At 67.1% G+C, this 17021-nt stretch carries 16 protein-coding genes and 1 pseudogene; 12 read left to right on the forward strand and 5 right to left on the reverse strand.

Annotated features, from left to right (window positions below):
• The first annotated feature begins 88 nt into the window (after window positions 1-88).
• A complete protein-coding gene (locus O3305_RS19865) occupies window positions 89-445 on the forward strand; it encodes a hypothetical protein (RefSeq protein WP_269574076.1) in 357 nt (118 codons plus the stop codon).
• On the opposite strand, the pseudogene O3305_RS23170 reads toward O3305_RS19865, so the two are convergent.
• Window positions 407-559: pseudogene (locus O3305_RS23170) on the reverse strand (NAD(P)-binding protein); the annotation flags it as partial. The gene O3305_RS19865 and the pseudogene O3305_RS23170 sit on opposite strands and share 39 nt — an antisense overlap.
• A 273-nt stretch (window positions 560-832) precedes the next feature.
• Here O3305_RS23170 and O3305_RS19870 point away from each other — a divergent pair.
• The 6 genes from O3305_RS19870 to O3305_RS19895 all read left to right on the forward strand — a co-directional run bounded on the left by O3305_RS19870 (window position 833) and on the right by O3305_RS19895 (window position 7449).
• Window positions 833-1420: a LuxR C-terminal-related transcriptional regulator gene (locus O3305_RS19870; protein WP_269574077.1), complete on the forward strand. Its 588-nt coding sequence runs from the start codon at window positions 833-835 to the stop codon at window positions 1418-1420.
• A 123-nt stretch (window positions 1421-1543) separates the two neighbouring features.
• On the forward strand, window positions 1544-3403 hold the full coding sequence (ispH, locus tag O3305_RS19875; RefSeq protein ID WP_269574078.1) for a 4-hydroxy-3-methylbut-2-enyl diphosphate reductase: 1860 nt from the start codon (window positions 1544-1546) through the stop codon (window positions 3401-3403).
• A gap of 70 nt (window positions 3404-3473) precedes the next feature.
• Complete coding sequence (locus O3305_RS19880; protein WP_269574079.1) at window positions 3474-4946, forward strand: phytoene desaturase; 1473 nt, start codon at window positions 3474-3476, stop codon at window positions 4944-4946.
• 65 nt (window positions 4947-5011) lie between these two features.
• Entirely contained in the window at window positions 5012-5104 is a 93-nt protein-coding gene (locus O3305_RS23210; protein WP_502958209.1) for a hypothetical protein, read from the forward strand.
• Window positions 5105-5374: 270 nt separating this feature from the next.
• A complete protein-coding gene (locus O3305_RS19890) occupies window positions 5375-6952 on the forward strand; it encodes an FAD/NAD(P)-binding protein (protein WP_269574080.1) in 1578 nt (525 codons plus the stop codon).
• A complete protein-coding gene (locus O3305_RS19895; protein WP_269574081.1) occupies window positions 6949-7449 on the forward strand; it encodes a DUF1543 domain-containing protein in 501 nt (166 codons plus the stop codon). Before O3305_RS19890 ends, O3305_RS19895 begins: the two co-directional genes overlap by 4 nt.
• A gap of 62 nt (window positions 7450-7511) precedes the next feature.
• Here the strand turns inward: O3305_RS19895 and O3305_RS19900 are convergent, their stop codons facing one another.
• Both O3305_RS19900 and O3305_RS19905 read right to left on the reverse strand, forming a co-directional pair.
• Window positions 7512-7691: a hypothetical protein gene (locus O3305_RS19900; RefSeq protein WP_269574082.1), complete on the reverse strand. Its 180-nt coding sequence runs from the start codon at window positions 7689-7691 to the stop codon at window positions 7512-7514.
• A gap of 265 nt (window positions 7692-7956) precedes the next feature.
• On the reverse strand, window positions 7957-8544 hold the full coding sequence (locus O3305_RS19905; protein ID WP_269574083.1) for a hypothetical protein: 588 nt from the start codon (window positions 8542-8544) through the stop codon (window positions 7957-7959).
• A gap of 115 nt (window positions 8545-8659) precedes the next feature.
• Here O3305_RS19905 and O3305_RS19910 point away from each other — a divergent pair, with 115 nt between their 5' ends.
• The 5 genes from O3305_RS19910 (at window position 8660) to O3305_RS19930 (ending at window position 12019) form a co-directional block, all read left to right on the forward strand.
• Window positions 8660-8947 (forward strand): hypothetical protein, encoded by a 288-nt coding sequence (locus O3305_RS19910; RefSeq protein ID WP_269574084.1) that lies wholly within the window; start codon window positions 8660-8662, stop codon window positions 8945-8947.
• A gap of 308 nt (window positions 8948-9255) precedes the next feature.
• The gene (locus O3305_RS19915; protein WP_269574085.1) at window positions 9256-9384 is read left to right on the forward strand and encodes a hypothetical protein; all 129 of its coding nucleotides are present in this window, start codon (window positions 9256-9258) and stop codon (window positions 9382-9384) included.
• 64 nt (window positions 9385-9448) lie between these two features.
• Entirely contained in the window at window positions 9449-10102 is a 654-nt protein-coding gene (locus tag O3305_RS19920; protein ID WP_269574086.1) for a lasso peptide biosynthesis B2 protein, read from the forward strand.
• Entirely contained in the window at window positions 10099-11865 is a 1767-nt protein-coding gene (locus tag O3305_RS19925) for an asparagine synthase-related protein (protein WP_269574087.1), read from the forward strand. Before O3305_RS19920 ends, O3305_RS19925 begins: the two co-directional genes overlap by 4 nt.
• Window positions 11866-11893: 28 nt before the next feature.
• The gene (locus O3305_RS19930) at window positions 11894-12019 is read left to right on the forward strand and encodes a hypothetical protein (RefSeq protein WP_269574088.1); all 126 of its coding nucleotides are present in this window, start codon (window positions 11894-11896) and stop codon (window positions 12017-12019) included.
• 59 nt (window positions 12020-12078) lie between these two features.
• Here O3305_RS19930 and O3305_RS19935 read toward each other — a convergent pair whose 3' ends face one another.
• Window positions 12079-14187, reverse strand: coding sequence for an Atxe2 family lasso peptide isopeptidase (locus O3305_RS19935; protein WP_269574089.1), 2109 nt, complete (start codon window positions 14185-14187; stop codon window positions 12079-12081).
• On the reverse strand, window positions 14184-16772 hold the full coding sequence (locus O3305_RS19940; protein WP_269574090.1) for a TonB-dependent receptor: 2589 nt from the start codon (window positions 16770-16772) through the stop codon (window positions 14184-14186). The genes O3305_RS19935 and O3305_RS19940 overlap by 4 nt, the downstream gene beginning before the upstream one ends.
• Window positions 16773-17021: the final 249 nt, after the last annotated feature.

The raw sequence follows: 17021 nt of genomic DNA on the forward strand, positions 1-17021 counted from the left end.
AGGGCCCCTCGCGGGGAGCAAGCGCCAGCATCGCGGTCCAGCAGGGCGCCGACGGCGCGGCGATGGCGATCCGGGCCATCGGGAGGTCGTGCAGCGCGAGCATGGTTGCGGCCTGCTCCGCCGGCAGGGCGATCACGACCGCATCGAAGGGGCCGATGCTGCCGGCGTCATGGAGGAGATGCCACTCGCCGCGGTCGCGCACCATGCCGCGGACAAAGACCGAGCAGGCCAGTTTGAGGCCCAGGGCCAAGTGCTTCGGTATCGCGTTCATCGCGGGCGTGCCTGCCCAGGCGGCCGCGCCGCCGGCCTGCCAGCGGTCGGCGGTGCCGCAGGCGCGCCACGCCTCAAGCTGGCGCAGGAACTTGGGATCGCTCGCACCGATCGCCTGCGCACCGAAATCGAATGTCGCGGTTCCCAAGCGGGTCTCCAGGCGGCGCGAGCATAGTCGTCCGCCGGGACCGCGTGCCTTTTCGAACAGGGCGACCTCCACGCCATGCGCCTGGAGCGCCGTCCCGCAGGAAAGCCCGGCAAGGCCGGCGCCGACGATGCCGACCTTCACGCCGGCAGGCCCGGGGCAAGCGGCGCCGTTATGTCGCCCCTCCAGCCGGGGTCATCGGCCGAGATGCCTTGCAGCAGTCCCCGCCAAAGCAGATGCGCGCGACCGGCACGGCCCGGCAGGCAGCACGCCGGAGGCCTCTGGTTCATAATGCGACGCGCCCGGGGCATTGGCACAACTCCTTGCAGCAGAGGCCTGCGGCATCGGGCCGGCGCGGCCAACATGGCCAAAAGGGCAAAGCTTGGATTTGCGCGCCGTCGCCGCTAGCATCGCGCCATGGCGATCCTGCAAATGATCGAGGCGAGCGCGACCGCTGCTGTGATCAGCGACCCGCGCCAGCCGGACAATCCGATCGTCGCCTGCAATGCTGCGTTCCTGGAACTGACGGGCTATGCGCGCGACGATGTGATCGGTCGCAACTGCCGCTTCCTCAGCGGGCCGGACACCGAGCCGGCGCTCAGCGAGACGCTGCGGACCGGCATCCGCAACCGCCAGCCGGTGCTGGTCGAGATCCTCAACTACCGCAAGGATGGCTCGGCCTTTCGCAACGCGGTGATGGTCGCCCCGATCTTCGATGCCGAAGGCGAACTCGAATATTTTCTCGGCTCGCAGGTCGCGCTTGCCGAACGCCCTTCCGACGCTGCCACCCGCCAGAGCGTGGCGCGGCAGCGGATCGACGGGCTCAGCCCGCGCCAGCGAGAGATTCTCAAGATGATGTCCGGCGGCAAGCTCAACAAGCAGATCGCCCATGCGCTCCAGCTGAGCGAGCGGACGGTCAAGATGCACCGCGCGGCCTTGTTGCAGGCATTGGGCGTGAGGGCCAATGCGGACGCGATCCGCCTCGCCGTCGAGGCGGGCTTTTGAACACCCCATGCCGCAGCGCGCCTGCCCTTAAGTGCATCTAGGCGCCGGGAGCCGCGGCGATAGCATTGCCCGGGCTTCGAGCGCAGCCGGCGGCCGCCGGCTCGAGCAGGGATGCGGCAGGCAATGAGTGAGAGGCGTCGGCAGACCAGGGCTGGTGAACGGGCTGGGGAAAGGAAACTGCTCCTGGCCAACCCGCGCGGATTTTGCGCGGGGGTCGAGCGCGCGATCGCCGCGGTCGAGACTGCGCTCGTCCATCATGGTGCCCCGGTCTATGTCCGCCGGCACATCGTGCACAACCAGGGTGTGGTCGATCGGCTGAAGGCGAGGGGGGCGGTCTTCGTGACCGAACTCGCCGAAGTTCCCGAAGGCGCCGTCGCCATCCTTTCCGCCCACGGCGTTGCCCAGTCGGTCCTGCGCGAAGCCCGCCAGCGCCAGCTCAAGACCCTGGACACGACCTGCCCGCTCGTCGCCCGGGTCCATGCGCAAGTGCTGGACCATTACCAGGCCGGGCGGCATGTGCTGCTGATCGGTCACCAGGGGCATCCCGAGATCATCGGTACGCTCGGCCAGGTGCCGGGTGGCGCCATTTCGGTCGTCGGTTCGCCCGGGGATGTCGACGGCCTGCCGCTCGCGCGCAACATCGCGGTTTCCTACGCTGTCCAGACGACCTTCGCGATGCAGGAGGCGACCTCGGTCATCGAGGCGATCCGGGCCAGGTTCGACGATGTGGTGGCGCCGCGGGCGAGCGACATCTGCTATGCTTCCTCCAACCGGCAGGAAGCGATCGGCGCGATCGCGGCACGCGCGGACCATGTGGTGGTGGTCGGCGACCGATTGTCGTCCAATGCCCGCCGGCTGGTCGAGGTGTCGCGTGCCGCGGGCTGCGGCGATGCCCAGTTGGTGGACGGTCCCGACGCGCTCGATCTCGGGCGGATCGCCGCAGCGCGGGTCGTCGGGCTCACCGCCGCGGCCTCGGCGCCCCCCGAGGCGATCGACGCCGTCGTCGCGCGGCTGGTGGCGCTCGGCTTCGCCGCCGAAGAATTGCCCGGCAGGGCCGAGAATGCGGTCTTCAAGCCGGTGTCGATGACCCCGCTCGATGCCGTGCCGCTCGCGATGCGCGGCGATCAGGTGCGGCGTGATGTCGAGCGCTGTCTCGAGCAGGTACTGATACCCGGACCGGGGGCACCTGCGCGCCTCAACGACGCGATGCGCTATGCGGTGCTCGGAGGCGGCAAGCGGCTCCGGGCTCTGCTGACGGTGCTGGTCGCCGAGATGCTGGGCGCCGAATATCGCCATGCGATCTGGGCCGCCTGCGCCATCGAATGCCTGCATGCCCAGTCGCTTGTCCATGACGACCTGCCGTGCATGGACGATGACGACTTCCGGCGCGGCAAGCCCAGCCTGCATCGCGCCTTCGACGAGGCGACGGCCGTGCTTGCGGGCGACGCGCTGCTGGCATTGTCTTTCGAGATGCTTTCCGACGAACGCGCCCATCCCGACGCCGCCGTCCGTACCCGCCTCGTGTCCGCATTGGCCCGGACGATCGGCAAGGATGGACTGGCGCTGGGGCAGATGATGGATCTCTACCCCGCCGAGGATGCGAGCGCCGAGGCGGTGGCGCTGTGCGAGCAGCTCAAGACCGGAACCCTGCTCAGCTACTGCGTCGAGGCTGCCACCCTGCTCGCCGGATGCGAGGGGGAGGAACGCGAGCGCCTGATGCGCTTCTCGGAGAAACTGGGCCTGGCATTCCAGATCCGCGACGACATCCTCGACAGGGTCGGAAGCGCCGAGGCGCTCGGCAAGCGGGTCGGGAAGGACAGCCGTGCCGGGCGCGTCACGACCATCGAGATATTCGGGCTCGAGGGCGCGAAGCGACAGTCGCAGCGGCTTGCCGAGGCGTGCCTCGAGGACTTGGCGCAATTCGGGTCCAGGGCTGACCGCCTGCGCGAGATCGCCAGTTTTGCAGTCTCACGCCTGCACTGAGCCGGGGCGGGTAGCGACACCTCGCGCGTTCGGAGCCGGACGCCAATTCCTCCTTGAAAGTAATAGCATCATGAACACCGCGCTGATCATCGGAGCCGGTTTCGGCGGGCTGGCCCTGGCGCTCAGACTGCAAAGCGCCGGGATCGCCACGACCATCGTAGAGGCGCGCGACCGGCCGGGCGGCCGCGCCTATGTCTGGCGCAAGGACGGCTTCGTCTTCGACGCCGGCCCGACGGTCATCACCGACCCCGATTGCCTGCGCGAATTATGGGACCTGTCGGGCAGCACGATGGCGGACGATGTCGATCTCATCGCGGTCAGTCCCTTCTACCGCCTGAAATGGAGCGACGGCGCATCGTTCGACTATGGCAATGACGATCCGGCACTCCTTGCGGAAATCGCGGCCTTCGATCGCCGCGACGTCGAGGGCTATGCGCGGTTCCTGCGCTATTCGGAGGCGGTCTACCAGACCGGCTATGTCGAGCTCGGGGCGAAGCCGTTCCTGTCCTTTCTGGACATGGTCCGCGCAGCGCCAGCGCTGGTCCGGCGCAAAGCCTGGCAATCGGTCTATCGCTCGGTGTCCACCCATATTCGCGACGAGCGGCTCCGGCAGGCCTTCTCCTTCCACACCTTGCTGGTCGGGGGTGATCCGATGCGGACCAGCAGCATCTACGCGCTCATCCACAGCCTGGAGAAGCGCGGCGGCGTCTGGTTCGCGCGCGGTGGCACGAACGCCCTGGTTGACGGCATGGTGCGGCTCTTCGAGCGGCTCGGCGGCAAGCTGATCCTCGCCGATCCGGTGGAGCAGATCCTCTTCGAGGCACGCAAGGTCACTGGGCTGCGAACGCGCAGCGGGCGGACCCTGCATGCCGACATGATCGCTTCCAATGGCGACCTGGTCCATAGCTACGGGCTGATCGCGGGAAGCCGCTATGCCGCACGGCAAACGCGCGTGCTTGCGCGCAGGCGGTTCTCGCCAAGCCTGTTCGTCCTTCACCTGGGATTGCGCGGGACGTTTCCGGACCTGGCACACCACACGATCCTGTTTTCGGATCGGTTCAAGCCGCTTCTCAACGACATCTACCGGGACGGGCGGATACCACCCGATCCCTCGCTCTATATCCACCACCCTTCCGCGACCGATCCCTCGCTGGCGCCGCCGGGGCACTCGACGCTCTACGCCCTGGCGCCGGTGCCGCATCTTGGACATGCCGACCCGGACTGGCACAGCTTCGGCGACCGCTATCGTGAGATCGTCCTCGATCGCATTCGCGACCAGTTGATCCCCGACGTGCGCGAGCGAATCACGACCATGTTCCATTACACCCCGGTCGACTTTTCCGCGGACCTCGGTGCCCATCTCGGCAATGCCTTCAGCCTCGAGCCGCTGCTGACGCAGAGCGCCTGGTTTCGGGCACATAACCGCGACGACCATTTCGAGAATCTCTACCTTGTCGGCGCGGGCACGCATCCAGGGGCCGGCATCCCGGGCGTGGTCGCCAGCGCGAAGGCCACGGCATCGCTGATCCTCGGCGATGGATAGCAGGAAGGCTCGACAAGTTCGCAGGGGTTCCGCGCGAGGGCTTCGGTTTCTCGAACAACCCGCGAATCCGCTTCGGACCGGCGAGCTTCGCCCAGGCACGCCTGGCTATCTCGGGAAGCGACGTCTCGATCCCGGTTCGGGTTCGATATTTCCTCTAGCATCGAGGGTTCTGGGGCGTTGCGACCGGATCCCGACCCGCGTTCGCTGGTAGCTGGTAGCTGGTAGTTGGTAGCTGGTAGCTGGTGGCTGGTGGCTGGTCGCTTTGTTCTTCGGCTCCGAGCGGCCTGGCGCGCGGCCTTGTCGGGCTCCACCGCTATGCCGGGCACTACAGTGCGCGCCAAGCATTGTGACTTTCGATGTCCTTTTCCATAGCCTTTGTCGGAGCGGGTCCGACCACCATCTATACCTTCTGTGCGCTTCTTCGCAGCGTGACCGGCGCGGCGGAAGTGACGATCTTCGAGGAGCAGCCGCGCGCGGGGCTGGGCACGCCCTATCGGCCCGGCTGGAACGACCCGGCGATGTTGTCCAACATCGCCAGTATCGAAATCCCCCCGATATGCGAGACGTTGATCGACTGGCTCGCCCGCCAGCCGCGCGCGCGGCTCGTGCGGCTCGGCATCGATCCCGAAGAGATCGACGCGCATGCCTTCTATCCACGACTGGCACTGGGTGAATATTTCCTCGACCAGTTCAACGGCCTCATCGAGGAAGCGCGCGGACGGGGCATAGCGGTCGAGATCGCCACGAGCTGCCGCGTGACCGACATTCGCGCTGCCGGCGACGGGTTGCACTTGTTTCTCTCGCCGCGACGGGGAGACGCCTGCGAGCGGATTTACGATCGCGTCGTGCTTGCGACCGGGCACCAGTGGCCCGAAGAACCTGAAGTGCGGCCAGGCTATTTCCTCAGTCCCTGGCCCGCGACTGCGCTCCAGAGGATCCCGTCGGTCGCGATCGGCATCCGCGGCTCTTCACTGACTGCGATCGATGCGGCGGTCGCGCTGGCGGTCGCGCATGGCACATTGATCGAGACCGAAGGGAAGTCGATCGAATATCGCATTCACCCGGGTGCCGAGGGCTTCGGCATCACCATGATGTCGCGCAAGGGGTTGTTGCCGGAAGCCGACTTCTATCATCCGATCCCCTACGAGCCGCTGTCGATCTGCACCCCCGAGGCGATCGAGGCGCTCATCGCGGCGGATTGCGATCATCTGCTCGACCGGTCCTATGACCTTTTCCGGGCGGAGTTGCGTGCTGCCGATCCCGACTATGCCGCGACGGTCGGATTGGACGCGCTTGCGCTGGAGGAATTCGCCGACCGCTATTTCGCGGATCGCATCGCGGCCGATCCTTTTGAATGGGCCGAGGCCGATCTTGCAGAGGCCCGGGCCAATTTCGCACGCGAATATACGGTGCCCTGGCGCTACGCGATCCTGCGCATGCACGAGGTACTGGGCCGCATCGTGCCGCATCTGGAGGAAGAAGCGCTCGAGCGGTTCAACCGCTACCTCAAGCCCGTCTTCGTCGATGAATATGCGACGGTCCCGCATCTCTCGATCGAGCGGCTGCTGGCACTTCACCGGAGCGGTCACCTGCACGTCGCTGCGCTCGGCGAGGACCACCGTATCGATACCCATGGCACGGAATCGGGGGCGGAGGTCACCATGCACGGCCAGCGCCGGCATTTCCCGGCATTCATCGATGCGACCGGCCAGCGTCCGTTGGCGGCGGAGGCGTTTCCCTTCCCCACCTTGCTCGAGCAGCAGGTGGTTCGCGACGCGGCAGAGGACGACGGTGCGCGCATCAAGGGCATCGTGGTCGACGAGCAATTCCATCCGGTAAGCGCCCATCCGGCCCGCCATCGCCTGTTCTGCCTCAGCATTCCGTTCCTCCTCGAGCGGCACCCGTTCATCCAGGGGATCACCAGCTCCCACGAAATGGGCAACATCGTGGGCGCCGAACTGGCTGCCGCAGCCGGGGGCGCCGAGTGTCGGGAGAAGTGGGCATGAAGCTGTTCGCAATCTATATCGGCGGCGAGCATCCCTCGGCGCATATCGAAGTCCACGACGTTCGCTTCATCGTCGCTGAGACGATCCGCGACACCCATGCCCAGCTGCGCGCCGAGTGGTGGGGAACCCCCGGCACGCTGCATATCGATTGCTGGGCCGAGATCGCCCAGGTCGATGGTTATAGGGTGACCCTGCGTCCCGAACCGTCAAAGGCGACCGAGAAACTCTGGTTCGTCAACCTGGGCGGCTATGATGGCAGGGATTTCGCCGAGCAGCACAAGAATCTGTTCGTGGTCGCGTCGTCGGCGAGGGATGCCAAGGCGCGTGCCATGGCCACGATCGAGAGCTGGAGGGATGCGCATCGCGACGACATCTACGAGGCAGAGCTGGCGTTCGCGCTCGACGGCAAGATCGGCGACCGGCTGCACATCCATCTGAGCCCTGTCGACGACGCTGCCGCCCCGCAATTCACCTGCCGCTACACGCCGCTCAAATAGGGGCAGGCGCGCATACGAAAAGCGCCGCCCGAAGGGCGGCGCTTGTTAGCCGGATGCGAGGTCTACTTCGCACCGGAGCCGGGTTCGGTGGTCTTCGGCGCCTTGCCGTCCTCGATGCGGCCTTCGTTGCGAAGGTCGCGGCCCTCCTTGGCCTTTGCCTGGCTTTCCGCCGAGGTGCCGTGCTCGAAAGCTTCTTCCTTCACATAGCCGGCGGCTTCCTTGATCTTGCCTTCGATGCTCATGATACTCTCCTTACTCGATTGAAAACAATCACTTGAAGAAACACTGGCGATGTGATCCGGTTCCCGAGCGCCTTCGCCGTAACCACGCGCGCGGATGCCATTCGGGGCGCCGGCTGTCCGGCTGCCTTTCCCGGTAAAGCCGCCACGGGCAGTTGACTCCCGCAAGCCGCGGTGACCAGCGAAGCGGTCGAATGGGTGGCGTCGACTGCCGGTAATCCGGCCGGAAAATGGGGCAGCCCCGCAAGGCGCTGCCCCATGACGGGTCCTAGGGGTGCAGGTCCCGGAGCCGGCCGCCGATCGCGCCGGCCACGGATCCGATAAAGGCTCCGACCACCAGCGAAATCCCGGTGAACGCCGCGAAGGTCGCCGCTGCCTTGCGCGCGGCCTCGACGGCGTCGGCGGTGACCGTCACGTCGGCCGGAACAGGAGCGAGGCTGGCGATGGCGGATGCGCCTGCCGCAACCATCGCCACCACGAGCGTCGCGAGGGCCCAGGTGACGAACCCGTGGGCTGTGTCACGAAAGAATACCTCGTCGGTGTGGAGGCCGTGCCAGCGCGTACGAAGCCGGCCGGCGATATAGCCGCCAATGGCAGCCGACAGCCATTGGGTGACGATCAACCAGATTCCGGCGCCAATGGTGAAAGTCTTCGCGGCGGCGCCGACGCCTGGCCAGACCGACAGCGAAGCCAATCCGAAGCCCGTGCCGATCACACCGAGTGTGAGCGAAACGGCGATTGCGACGATCGTGCCAGCAAGGATTGCCGACAGCGAAACGGCCGAGCCCGTCGGAACCTCGAGGTCGTGCCCCGGATAGAGGTTCGGGTCCGGGCGGCTATAGGGATCGCGCGCCATCTCAGTGCCAGAATAGCAGCAGGAGGAGGATCACGGGGATCGGAACCCCCAGCAGCCACAATAGAATTCCCTTGCCCAAGCTTAGTCTCCCTGTTGGTTGGCCGGGATATGCAACGTGGTGTCGTGGGCGAAGTTCCTGAGCCACGGCGGGCTGCCGGCTCCTGGCGGCGACCGGTCGTCCCACCATGGCATGTTGCTGATCGTGCCGACGACATCGCTGCCGCGCCCGCCGAGCCCTGCCATTGGCCGGATGGAGAGTGATACCGGCGACCTGGAGGTGTCGACCGGCGTCACCAGCGCGAAGCGCGGGGTCACGTCGCCAGGCGGGCCGGCCTCGCCATCGATGCTGCACGGCCAGTCCGGGATCTCGGTCGCCTCGATCCGCCGGGCATCGGCCCGGTGATGCAGCTAAATGGGGAATAAGTCGATTTTGGAGTAATCGGCTTTCTCGAATTGCTCGCGAGTATATCAGCCGGCAACAAAGTTATCGCATAGATCAACGCGGCCGGGTGGCCACCATTATGTCCAGGCCATTCGGCTAAAGGTGGTGGCGCGTGCTCCAAGGCATGCTTTTCCCGCCCGGCTTTTGCGACGATCCAAGCCTACGGAAAACAATCGGATTATAATTGGATTATAAGCTTCTTATAATCTCGTGATCCCGTACATTCGAATGGTCATGGCCATGACGTTTCCCGCAACTGGAGAAATGCCATGAACCGCAAGCATGAAGAGACGATCGAACTCGGCGTCGTGAGCACCGACACCAAGGGCCTGCCCGAGGGCGCCCCCGACACCGACAGCGGCAAGCAGCAGATCGTCATCGATCTCGCCGACGACTGATCGGACCTGGCGCGTGCCTCACGGCACGCGCCCTTCCGCCGCATCTTCAGACAAGGGGCTTCCCATGAAGCTGGTCCTGCGCTCGGGACTTTCCTGGTGCATCTGCGCCGAGCAAGCCGTGGTCGCGGACCTCGCGCGCGACCGCTATCTCTGCCTGCCGGCAAGTCTCGACCGCGCATTCCAGCGCTGGGCCGCCGGCAGCGACATCGGCGCGGATGCCGAGCAAGCGCTGGTCGAGGCAGGCATACTTGAGCCGGGCGACGGCGCGCGTGGTGCCTGCGCCTGGTACCGGCGCCCACGGCATGACCATCCGGCGGAAGCCGCCAGGACCGGGCAATGGCGCTTCACCCTCTCAGCAGTCATCGGCCAGCTGCGCGCCCGGTTCTGGCTGCGGCATCGGACGATGGCGGATATCGTCGCACGGCTCGCCCGGGAACGCAGGTGCACACCGCGCAAGGCACAAAGCGAAGCACGCGCGCGCCAGCTCGTCGCTGCGTTCGGGACCAGCTCGACGTTGCTGCGTGCCGCAGACCAGTGCCTGCCGCGGGCGATCGCGGCCTGGCGGCTTTGCCGGCGCGGCGGGATCGACGCCGCCTTGATCCTGGGCGTGCGCCTCGATCCGTTCGCCGCGCACAGCTGGGTGCAGGCAGGCGATGCCGTCCTTGTCGGCGACTATGAGCGGGCGCGGCTCTACACGCCGATCCTGGTGCTGCGATGAGGCCGCGCTACCTGCTCCTCGTCGGGTTTCCGATCGATTCCGGACTGGTCCGTTATGCCGCGGAGCGGACGGGCCTGCGCATCGCGCATGCGACCGAGCGATTCGCCGTGCTGGTCGATGAGGCTTGCCGCTCCCTGGAAATCGATGCGGACAGCATGGTGATCGGCACGCTGTTCCACCGGCATGGACCGCCGCGCGCGACAGAGATGCTGGGCGAGGCCGAGCGGGCTGCGCTGGTGCAGGGCGGGCGGGAGGCGCTGCTCAAGTCCTGGTGGGGTGGCTATCTCGGGCTGTGGTCGAAGGGCGGCACCATCCAGATCCTGCGCGATCCGTCCGCTGCGCTGCCCTGCTTCCGGGCGCGCTCCGGCGGCACCCAGCTGTTCGCCTCGGACGTCGAACTGCTCTCGCTCGCCGGCGCCGATCTCGGGGGAATTGCCTGGGACAGGCTCGGCCGGTTCCTATATTCGTCCGGCCTTCCCACCGCCGAAACCGCGCTGGGGGGCGTGGGCGTACTACTCGCAGGCGAAGTGCTGATCCTCGACGGCGCCTCCGAAACGACGACGCGCGGCTGGTCGCCCTGGGATTTCGTCACGCCACGCAACGGGGAGGAAAGCGCCGCGACCGCCGAGCGGCTGCGGCGTGTCGTCGAGCAATGCGTCAGCACCTGGTCGTCGCTTTACCGGCACCCGCTGCTCAGCCTGTCGGGGGGCCTCGATTCCTCGATCATCGCGGCCTGCCTGGCGCGCTCGAACCGGAATGCAGCCTGCCTCACCCTGTATACCGACGATCCGGCCGGGGACGAGCGCGCCTACGCCCGGTCGCTGTGCGACGAACTCGGCCTGTCATTGGAGGCGTGCCGCTACGATCTGGCGCAGGTCGATCTGGGACATGCGCTCGGTGCCCATCTGCCCTATCCGATCGGCCGTGCCGAGGCGCAGCCCTATGAAGCGGCGCACCGCGCGATCGCCGCCAGGATCGATGCCGATGCCTTTTTCAGCGGCAATGGCGGCGACAATGTCTTCGCCTTTTCGCAGTCCGCCGCGGCGCTGGCGGATCGGATGCTGAGCGAGGGCCCCGGGGCCGGCGCGTTCGCGACGCTGCGCGATATCTGCCGGCATACGAACGCAGGTCCGCTGCGCGTGACGCGCGCTGCGGTGCGGGTCGCGCGGCAACCACCCGGCTATCGCTGGAAGCCGAATCTCGGCTTCCTCCATCCCGACCTCGCCGCCGCGCTGTGCGGGCTGTTGTTCGCGCACCCGTGGCTCGAGGCTCCGCGTGGCGCGCTGCCGGGCAAGGCAGTGCATATCGCCGGGCTGCTTCGTGCCCATCTCAATCTGGAGTCCGACCGGAGCCGGATCGCGTCGCTGATCAATCCGCTGCTTTCCCAGCCGATACTCGAGACCTGCCTGTCGATTCCAAGCTGGCAATGGCGCGAGGGGGGCCGCGACCGCGCGGTGGCGCGGGCCGCCTTCGCCGAATGGCTGCCCAGGGAGATCGTCGAGCGCAGGGTCAAGGGCACCCCCGATCCGTTCTGCGGCGAGATCGTCCGGCGCAGACGCGCCGAACTGCGCGAGCGCCTGATGGACGGCCAGCTTGCCCGACATGGAATTCTCGATCCCGGCGCGATCGAGGAAGCACTCCGGCCCGATCGACAGACGACCGGAGAGGAGAATGTGCGCCTGCTCGAACTGGTCAATGCGGAGGCGTGGACCGCGACCTGGTCGTCGCGCCTCTGCAATGAGCCCCTGCCGGCTCGGGCATGATCCACCGGGGCTGTATGAGGAGAAGACGATGGCTACCGACGACAGGAACCCGATCGACTTGGGTGCTGTGAGCACCACCACCCAGGGCGGCGTGACCGGTGTGTCCGACGGCGATTCTGGGTTCATGGTGTTCCCGGGTCTCATGGACGACTGACCGGAGACCGAGCGGGCGCAAGTCGCCCGCTCGGTCTCCCATGTAGGCAAAGCCCAGCCTCAGGGTCGCGCGGACGTCTTCGCCGGCGCGCCGGGCATCACCTCCATCTCTCGGCGCAGCGCGTCCCAATGCGCGAGTTCGGAAGCACGGCCCGCCGGCTTCGCGCCGTTCAGCCAATAGTCGAACCAGTCGATCGACCGGGTGTAGACCGCGAGCCGGTGTGCGGGCTGCCATTTGACATGCCCTTCCCCGGGGAAAACGAACATGTCGATCGGGCGGTTCAGCTCGCGCAGCACGGTGTAGCTTTGCAATGCGCTCAGTGCTTCGGTGTCGGCGACCTGCACGAGGATGGGCGCACGAACCTGCCGTGCGTTCGGGGAAATGGCGATCTCCTGCCAGAATTTCCTCGCCTCCGGAGCGTCGTCCGTCGTCCGCGGATAGCCCATGGCATAGAATTCCCGGGCGGCGCTCGGTCCGACGCGCATCGCGAGATTGGTGTCCCAGCAGCAACTGCTCATCGCATAGGCGGAGAAGAGCTTGCTGTGCAGCAAGGCGAAGCCCGCAGTGGAGGAGCCGTCGCTGAGACCGGTGATGCCGATGCGGCCAGGGTCGGCGACGCCGCGCGCAATCGCTTCGCGTACCGCCGCCTCGAGCGTCTCGAGCACGCTGCGGCGGTCGGCGAACCCCTTGAGGTTGACCTGCTCCATCTTGATGAAATCCGTATGCCCCTTCAGGCCGACCAGGGGTGGTCGATTGAAGCTCAGGACCGCAAAGCCGCGATTGGCAAAGGCCTGGATCGGATATTCGTCGCCCGTACCGCCGCGAAGGAAGCCGCGTGAGGTATATTGCACCACCACCAGCGGGTAGCGCCGGCCCGGCACATAGCCGACGGGAAGGACCAGGTCGGCGAACGCGTCGAGGCGGAAACTGTTGCGCACGCGCAGGCGCTCGACCCTGCCGAGCGTCAGGCGCACGAATTCGGGGTTGGGATCGAAGAGTATCTCGCGTCGGCCATTTGCCGGATCGAGCCGTTCGAGCCGGCGCGGTTGGCTCGCGCCTTCGCGCAGGCAGGTGAGCCCGGGCCCGGTCGGCACGCAGCTGAGCAGGAAGTCGTCGGTGGCGTATAGCCGGCGGACGCGGGAGGCACCCGGCGTCCATTCGTAGATTGCGGTCGCGGCATTCGCCCAGCCTTCGCGCCGCATGAAGCGAACCCTGCCATGCACCCACCAGGGAAAGCTCGCATCGGCGCATTCGGGCGCGTCGCAGGCGAAGGTGCGCGCGCCGGTATCGGCATGCAGCCTGCCCCGCGTCGGATACAGGCTCGGGACTGGGACCTCCACCCAGGCCCGGGCCCCGGCGACCGTCGGCGTCTCGGTCCAGCTCCCCTCCTGCATCGACGCCGCGCCCAGCAGTCCTGCCTCGGCTGGAGCCGCTTCCCGGGTCGCGCCGCTGGCCAGGTCGAGGAAGTGGATGGACCTGGGGATCGGTGCCGGCGCGAAGGGCCGATCGCTGGCCGAGGGCGCGAAGCGGTCGTCATAATGATAGCCGACAAGGCTTTCGCGATCGATGGCGGCGAGGGCGGTACGCAGCCCCGGCCGGGTCGCATAGACGATGCCGCGCCCATCCGCCGTGATCCGGAAGTCGCCGATGTCGTCGGCGCTCGTCGTCAGGGGCGCGCTGCCGCTGCCATCGGCGGCGGCCCGCCACAGCTGTACGGCCCCCGCGTCGCGCCTGCGATAGACGATCGACTGGCCGTCCGGCGTCCAGCGCGGCGTGATCGGATCGGCGAAGCCGTTCGGGAACTCGGCCTTGCCGCGGAAGTCATAGGAGAGCCGCAGGAACGTACCGCCACGATCCACGATGCGTGCGAGTCCGCCGGCCCGGATATCGACCACCATCATGGCGATACAGAAGCTGTTGGTCGCAGGATCGCCCCGTCGAAGCTGGAAGGCCGCGCGTGTGCCATCGGCCGAGACCGAGAAGAGTCGGTCATATTGCTGGTTGGGATCGACCGGGCCGATGTCGCGCAGCCGCACCAGGTCCTCGGGCACCAGGGCGTGCCGGGGCAGGTGCGCCCCGGACGGTACGAGGTCCATACAGTCCGGGGCGGCCCTTGCCGGGCTCGATAGCACCAGCGCGGCAAGGGCAATCAGGAGGCGACGCGTCACCATTGCTTCGTCACCGACAAGGCGACGAACCGTCCGATCGGCGACTGGTTGGTCGAATCGAATGGAATCGAGGCGGCGGATGGATTGCTAATCGGATCCGGCGCCTCGTTCAGCAGGTTCTGTACCGTGAGCCGAAGCTCGAGCTTGGCGAGCGGACCATGCTCGATGGCGGGGCGGAACGACCCGCTCAGGTCGAGCGTGGTGAAGGCGCCCACGGTCGATTGGGGCGGGCGGCGCCTGTCGAGTGTGCTGCCGGCATAGTTGAGCGCGGCGGCGAACTGCAGCGTCCGGGACTGCCAGCTCGCCGAGGCACGGGCCCGCCAATGCGGCGGGGTGAAGATCAGCCCGGCGCGTTCCTCATAGGGCTGGTTCGCCACCGGCTGTCGCTTGTCGTCGAGATAGCTCGCGGATGCTGCCAACTGGAGCTGGCCGCCGCCACGGAGCGCGGCGCTATAGTCGATAGCGACATCGACGCCGCGGGCATGTTCGCGCGCCGTGTTGCGCAGGCTCGCATCGACGACCGCTGCGACCCGCGCCGGATCATAGGCCTGCCCGCTCTGGTTCTCGAGCCCGAGCGGGGCCTCGGCGATCAGGCCGTGCAACTGGCTGGCGCTGGGTGCGAAAGAGACGAAATTGGCCGCGGCCGGATTGGTGAACGCAGTCGTATAGTCGCTCACGGCGTTGGCGATGCGGCCTCGATAGTCGATGTCGAATCCGCTCGCCTCGATACGCAGGCCATCGAGCGGCTTGAACTCGATCGACAGCGTCGAACTGGTCGCGCGTTCTGCACGTAGGTCCGCGTTACCGCCGGCCACGAGCAGCACCGTCGAGCCCGCCGGGAGCGGCGGGGTCGGCTGCGTCGAGAACTGGTTGGCGCGCAGGAGGATGGCCTGGCGGGCCTGATTGACCTGGTTCAGGGTCGGGATTTTGAAGGACTTGCCCCAGCTGTACTTGAGCGTGATGCCCGGATGGGGGGCGTAGATCAGGCCCAGCTTCGGCGTCGCGACCTCGTCGATGCCGGCATAGCGTTCGTAGCGGACTGCGGCGCTGAGGCGCAGGGCGTCGAGCCAGGGCATGCGATTGGCGGCGCCGACAAGGGGCAGTGAAAGCTCGCCATAGCCGAACAGGCTCTCGCGCCGCTCGCTGGCGTCACGGGCTATTGTTGTGACCCCGCCGCTCGTCGATCGCACATCGAAGTCGAGCCGGAACCGCCTATACCCGCCACCCAGTGCGAGGCGCGCCTCGCCGCCAGGAAGACGGGCGAGCGGGCCCTCGGCACTCGCCTCGAAATTGGTGAGGTGGTTGTCATAGGCGGAGCGGCCCAGGGTCAGCCCGTTGATGTAGCGCTTCGCGTTGCTGACGGTCGCGCTCTCGCCATCGGTCATCGCGAGGGTCGCTTCCCACCCGCCGCCAGGCTTGAAGTGCAGCGACGGCGTAACCGAATAGGAGCGCACGATGGGCAGGCTGAGCTGGCCATAGGTGGTCACCGGGGCTGTCACGGAATAGGCGACCCCCTTGCGCGACCGGCGGTCGGCGAGTTCGGCGTCGAGCTCGAACGAGACCCAGCTCGCAAGGTCCTGATGGCCGGTCAGTACGCCGCTGACCTGCCGATATCCGCTGCCGAGCATCTGAGACGGGGCAAGGCCGCGCGTATAGTCCCGCTGGTCGGCGTAGATCGGCGTCGCCTTGCTATAGTCGATCGCGGCCATGAAGCCGCCGCCGGTCCAGCGCGCGCCGCCGACCCCCGAATATTGCTGCTGGACATTGCCCCCATCGGCCGAGCCGCCGATGCGCGCGCTCGCCTGGATACCATCATAGTCGCGGCGCAGAATGAGGTTGGCGACGCCGCCGACCGCGTCCGAGCCGTACAATGCCGAGGCCCCGTCGGTGATGACCTCGATGCGCTCGAGTGCCGCCAGCGGAATGATCGAGATATCGACGCCCTGGTTGACGGCGTCGTAAGGAAGGCGGTGACCGTTGATGAGCGTCAGCGTCGCGTCGGAGCCCAGCCCGCGCAGGTTGAGCGTGGTCGCGTTGTTAAGGTTGTTGTAGCCGCCCTGGTCACCGCCCCCCGCGACCCCGGGGTTCTGCCCGCCGGTGAAATTCTGGGGGATGATCCGCGAAATGCTCGCCATGTCCGGAAGGCCCTGCTCCTCGAGGCCGCGGCGCGTCATCACGATTACCGGCGAGGGGCCGGTGGCGCCGCGGATGCGCGTGCCCGTCACCATGATCGCCGGGTCGGTGCCGTCCTCCGCAGCTGCTCGGGCGCGCACCCTGACGACGAGCGCCCCGGCCTGCTGCTCGACGACGAGGTCAGTGCCCGCGATCGCCCGGCGAACCGCCTCCTCAATAGTGAACCTGCCCCGGATCGCCGGTGCCTGGCGGCCGCGGATATCGGCGTCGGCGAACAGGATCTCGCGGCCGCCCTGGCGGGCGAGCGCACGCAGCGTTGCGCCAAGGTCTTGCTGCGCCAGCTCGAAGGCGATCGATGCCTCCTGCGCGCTTGCCGGCAGGATCGCCATGCCGGCCGGGATCGCCGTCGCGCCGAGCAGCGCGGCGCAGAATGCTTTTCTCGAGACTCTCATTTCCACCCTCCCAATCGCCGAGCTTCGTGCGGCGTTGGGGGGATTGACGGGCGGGCCGGCGGAATACGGGGTCGGATCACAAAATATTTTTCTTGGCTGACGGCCCCGTAACGACCCGAGGATTCGTCTCTGCGCGAACGGCCCGGCCCGCGTTTTCGGCAAGCCGGTCCGGACCTCGGCGTCGGGCCCCGTTCTTGACGGCCCGGCATTCTTCCGAACAAAAAGGGAACGAATCAACCTCTTGTCGAG

This window comes from Sphingomonas sp. NIBR02145, assembly GCF_027359115.1.
Taxonomy (GTDB): Bacteria; Pseudomonadota; Alphaproteobacteria; order Sphingomonadales; family Sphingomonadaceae; genus Sphingomonas; species Sphingomonas kyeonggiensis_A.

What these genes read in the sequence shown, in the direction of transcription:
- O3305_RS19895 (WP_269574081.1), top strand. Translation starts at nt 6,949, where the DNA reads ATGAAGCTGTTCGCAATCTATATCGGCGGCGAGCATCCCTCGGCGCAT.
- O3305_RS19915 (WP_269574085.1), top strand. Translation starts at nt 9,256, where the DNA reads ATGAACCGCAAGCATGAAGAGACGATCGAACTCGGCGTCGTGAGCACC.
- O3305_RS19920 (WP_269574086.1), top strand. Translation starts at nt 9,449, where the DNA reads ATGAAGCTGGTCCTGCGCTCGGGACTTTCCTGGTGCATCTGCGCCGAG.
- O3305_RS19930 (WP_269574088.1), top strand. Translation starts at nt 11,894, where the DNA reads ATGGCTACCGACGACAGGAACCCGATCGACTTGGGTGCTGTGAGCACC.
- O3305_RS19880 (WP_269574079.1), top strand. Translation starts at nt 3,474, where the DNA reads ATGAACACCGCGCTGATCATCGGAGCCGGTTTCGGCGGGCTGGCCCTG.
- O3305_RS19925 (WP_269574087.1), top strand. Translation starts at nt 10,099, where the DNA reads ATGAGGCCGCGCTACCTGCTCCTCGTCGGGTTTCCGATCGATTCCGGA.
- O3305_RS19905 (WP_269574083.1), bottom strand. Translation starts at nt 8,544, where the DNA reads ATGGCGCGCGATCCCTATAGCCGCCCGGACCCGAACCTCTATCCGGGG.
- O3305_RS19900 (WP_269574082.1), bottom strand. Translation starts at nt 7,691, where the DNA reads ATGAGCATCGAAGGCAAGATCAAGGAAGCCGCCGGCTATGTGAAGGAA.
- O3305_RS19870 (WP_269574077.1), top strand. Translation starts at nt 833, where the DNA reads ATGGCGATCCTGCAAATGATCGAGGCGAGCGCGACCGCTGCTGTGATC.
- ispH (WP_269574078.1), top strand. Translation starts at nt 1,544, where the DNA reads ATGAGTGAGAGGCGTCGGCAGACCAGGGCTGGTGAACGGGCTGGGGAA.
- O3305_RS19940 (WP_269574090.1), bottom strand. Translation starts at nt 16,772, where the DNA reads ATGAGAGTCTCGAGAAAAGCATTCTGCGCCGCGCTGCTCGGCGCGACG.